This is a genomic window from Candidatus Infernicultor aquiphilus, from assembly GCF_002784285.1.
In the GTDB taxonomy this organism is placed as follows: Bacteria; Atribacterota; Phoenicimicrobiia; order Phoenicimicrobiales; family Phoenicimicrobiaceae; genus Infernicultor; species Infernicultor aquiphilus.
This window is the reverse complement of record NZ_PFKO01000203.1, coordinates 1-3,153: the sequence shown is the minus strand read 5'-3', so window position 1 is coordinate 3,153 and position 3,153 is coordinate 1. Positions and strand designations below refer to the sequence as shown.

Genomic DNA, 3,153 nt, shown 5'->3' with positions numbered 1-3,153 from the left:
TCACTTACATATAAATCGAGTATTTCTTTTTCTAAATTCATTTGTAGAGCTTTAGAAAAATAGTAAGCCGGGATTAAATCAGCAGCAATTAGTTCAGTACTACCGGAGTTATTATCTCCAGATATTTTATTTTGAGCCCCATCTTGGGCTTTTTTTCTAACCTCCTTTAAAGTGAGAGGGAGTAAATTTAATAATGCCGAACGAGGGTAAGTGGTAAAGTCGAAAGCACCCACCTTAATTAGATTTTCGATTAAGGTTTGATTGATTTTTGAAGACCTGGTTTTATAACAGAAGTCGTATAGAGAATTAAATCTTTTACATTTTTCTCTTAGAGATAGAATGGATTTTAAATTTTTTTCTCCCATGCTCTTTATTTTGCTCATTCCCACTCGAATAGCTCCCTCTTCTACCGTAAAGCCAGCTCCACTTTTATTGATATCGGGAGGAAGTATTTTAACCTTGAAACGTCGGGCTTCCTGAATATAGCGATCGGAAGAATAGTAGCCCATACCATAGGTGAGCATAGAAGCCAGATAAAAAGCGGGGTAGTGTATTTTAAGATAGCAGGCTACAAAAGAAATTAGGGCATAAGAAGTACTATGTGCTTTATTAAAACCGTAGTGAGCAAATTTGGAAATTAGATTAAAGATCTTTTCGGTCTCCTCTTCGGTGTTTCCCTGATTTAGGGCCTTTTTAAAGAAGTTATCTCTCTGTTTTTCCATTTCTACTGGCGAACGGGAACTGATGGCTCGACGAAATAGATCAGCTTCTCCTAAACTGAGCTGAGCAAAAGTAGAAACTACCTGTATTACCTGTTCCTGATAGAGGATAACTCCATAAGTGTCCTTTAAAATGGGTTCCAGTTTGGGGTGTAGATAGTCTATCTCTTCTTCTCCCCGTTTCCTTTTAAGATAGTGTTCGGTCATTCCACTGTCTAAAGGACCTGGCCGGTATAAAGATAAAGCAGCGATTAAATCATTTAAATGGGAAGGAGAAAGTCTTCTTAAAAGAGAAGACATCCCTGAGCTTTCTAATTGGAAGACTCCCAGAGTTTTGCCTTTCTGCAGGGCAGAAAAAGTGGCTTTATCATCAAGGGGAATCTTATTAAGGTTGATATTTATATTTTTTTCCTTTAACCCTTCTAAGGTCTTTTTAATTACGGTAAGGCTGCGGGAGCCCAGGAGGTCTATTTTTAATAGGCCTAAATCTTTAATCGATTCTTTTTCATATTGACTAACTATTTCCCCTTGATTAGTTACTTCCAGAGGAACTACTTCGGAAAGCGATTGATCTGAAATGATCATTGAAGAAGCGTGCACAGAAAGATGCCGGGGTTTTCCTTCTATGATTTGAGCAAAAGAAAATAAGGATTTAAGAGGCTCCTGTTGATAGGGGAGATTTTTTAGTTCAGGCAAATGTTGAAGAGAAGCCTTAATTACTCCAGGGGTGGAGAATATAGGCATAAGTTGGGCAATTTTGTTTATTTCCTGAGGGAGGAATCCCAGTGCTCTGCCGGTATCGCGAATGGCGGAACGGGCGGCATAAGTAGAGATGGTGCTGACGTGGGTTACTCGATTACTTCCAAATTTTTTAAAGATATAAGAGATTACTTGCTCTCTTCCCAATTGACCAAAATCTATATCTATGTCTGGGAGATCTATTCTTTCCGGGTTGAGAAATCTTTCAAAAAAGAGTTGATATTTTAAGGGATCTACCTCAGTGATATTCAGAAGATAGGAGACTAAACTTCCGGCTGAAGAACCTTTCCCTGGTCCCACCGGAATATTGTTTTGTTTAGCAAAGCAGACTATATCCCAGACGATCAGGAAATATCCGGCAAAACCCATCTGATTAATTATTTTTAATTCATAGGTTAAGCGATTTTTAACTTTTAGAGAGGGAGTGGGATAATATTTTTTAAGACCTTCCAGGCAAAGTTTTTTTAAATAATTTGGGGCGGAATAAGAAAGAGGTAAGGGATAAGTAGGGAGATGAATTTGCCCTAAATTAAGTTCTAAGTTGCATTTAGCAGCGATTTCAATTGAATTCTGAAGAGCTTGAGGGGCCTGAAAAAATAGTTTCTCCATCTCGGAAGGAGATTTAAAATAATATTCATCAGTTTCAAGTTTTTGATGATAGAACCTCTCTTTTGTTCCTAAATTGGCAATTTTATTTAATAGACCTTGAGAGGAGGCTTGATTTTTTTCCAGGTAATGGACATTATTAGTGGCTACTACCGGAATCCCTAATTTTTGTCCTATTTTTATTAATTTAGAATTAACTTCTTTCTCTTGGCTAAGGCCATGAAAAGATAATTCTAAGTAAAAATTTTCTTGACCAAATACTTGCTGATACCAGTAAGCATTTTTTTCGGCTTGGTCAGTCTTCTTTTGGGCCAGGAGAAAAGGTATCTCTCCCTTTTTACAGCCGCTTAAGGCAATAATTCCCTCACTATATTTAGCTAAACTATTTTTTTCTATCGCCGGAATAGGACCGGGGTTGGAAAGATAGGCTTCGGTAATCATCTGACAGAGATTACTATAACCTTTTTTGTCTTTAACCAAAAGAATAAGATGCCAGCATTGATTGGATTTTTGATTATTTTTTACTCTTATTTCGCAGCCGAGGATAGGTTTTACCCCGGCTTTTTTGGCTTTTTTATAAAATTGAATGGCCCCATAAAGTCCATCATGATCAGTTAAAGCCATTGCTTTCATATTAAACTTGATGGCCTTTTTAATTAAATTATCCAGATTGCAAAGACCATCTTGCATGCTATATTGGGAATGTAGATGTAGATGTACCATATCCATTTTAAAACACCTTTCTAATAATTGACCAATTAACCGATTCTCCAATTCACCGATTGAACAATTCTCCGATTAGAATAGTCGTTAGTGAATAGTTATTGCGAGCTCTGATTTGATGTAGGGGGCGGATTTATCCGCCCCGTATTGTTTGGTTAATTTCTTTGACGGGTTCGATGAATCGAACCCCTACACTTGCATAGACAGGCGAGACGCCTGTCCTACGTTAATAAAATAAATTATTATTGTAATAGAGGGCGTATTGCAATACGCCCCTACCTACAACTAAAAACTTACATTTTGCAATTTGTACCTTACATCTGTTTCTTCACGCGATACTCGATAC

General features: G+C 37.3%; 1 protein-coding gene. It reads right to left on the bottom strand.

Features of this window, described 5'->3' with window-relative positions; translation table 11 throughout:
- On the bottom strand, nucleotides 1-2,813 hold a 2,813-nt coding region (dnaE, locus tag COZ07_RS05340; protein ID WP_406607547.1), incomplete at its 3' end, for a DNA polymerase III subunit alpha.
- Nucleotides 2,814-3,153 lie beyond the last annotated feature (340 nt).